The following is a 1,035-nucleotide window of genomic DNA, read 5'->3' as shown; positions in this document are numbered from 1 at the left end:
CGCCCAGACAGTGGGCTGCAGGCCTCTACCTCGACCTCCGGCCTCTACCTCGTCTGGCGGCGAGGAGTCGTGCGATCAACCGGTCCGGCTGGTCGAGGTCTGCCCACGTCACGCGGAGCACGAGCCAGCCCGCCTCGACGAGCGCATCGTGGCGTTGCTTCTCCGCCATGAACCGCGCGGTCGCATCACCGTCTGCGAGGGTCGAGTACTTCACCGCGCCGTCGAACTCGACTGCGACCTGGAGGTCCGACCATCCGAGGTCGAGCCGGAAGACGCCCGCCCACGTGGGAACCAGGAGCTGGAGATCGAGAGCGGGCAGCCCTGCCTCGTGGACGAGCCACCGGACGACCGACTCGCCGGGCGACTCGGACGCGCCGTCTGCCAGAGCGAGCACCTGCCTCGCCGACCGGACTCCCCGGCCCCCGGCCGCCTCGGTGAGGATCGTGTCGACCAGCACCGGGTCGGCCCCCAAGCGCAGTCCGGAGTCGGCGACGACGAGCGCACCCGCCCCGCGGAGAGTCCGGGCGCAGTCCACGACGGTGCGTTCGAGCGTCGTCACCGGGAGCCCGTCGAGGACCGTGCGGTCGCGTTCGGGGAGCGGGGTCCAGTGCCGTGCGACGAGGTGGACCGGGTCGCCGTCCCGGCGTACGACGCTCGGCGGGGTCAGCTGTGTGACGTCGGCCCGGTCCTGGAGGCGGTAGGTCCAGCACCCCCACAGGACGGCGGCCGTCGAGTGACTGAGCCAGAAGGCTGTCGTGGCGTCGTTGGCGAACGCCGCCCCGCGGGCGAGCACCAGGCGTTCGCGGCGACCGGGGCCAGGGTCGAGCCGAGCGACGACGCCGCGTCTCACGCGGACCAGCACACCGTCGGCCAGCCTGGCACGCAGCTCGCTTCGTGTGAAGGCGGACGTGGGGTGGAGCCGGGGAAGAGCGGGTCGGGACGTCGAGAGCATGGGCCCACTGTGCTGGTTCGACGCCGTGAGTGGAGGAGCACGGGCGAATCTGTGGACAGGCGAGCGTGAGGTAGAGGGGTGCC

Annotated in this window: 1 protein-coding gene; it reads right to left on the bottom strand. The window is 72.1% G+C overall.

The features are described 5' to 3' along the window. Positions 1 to 25: 25 nt before the first annotated feature. Positions 26 to 952: a hypothetical protein gene (locus ACFWFR_RS19460; protein ID WP_377624220.1), complete on the bottom strand. Its 927-nt coding sequence runs from the start codon at positions 950 to 952 to the stop codon at positions 26 to 28. Between the last annotated feature and the right edge of the window lie 83 nt (positions 953 to 1,035).

It is taken from the genome of Oerskovia sp. NPDC060287, assembly GCF_042726775.1.
Classification (GTDB): Bacteria; Actinomycetota; Actinomycetes; order Actinomycetales; family Cellulomonadaceae; genus Oerskovia; species Oerskovia merdavium.
The sequence above is the reverse complement of the archived record's forward strand: the minus strand, read 5'-3'. Positions and strand labels throughout refer to the sequence as shown.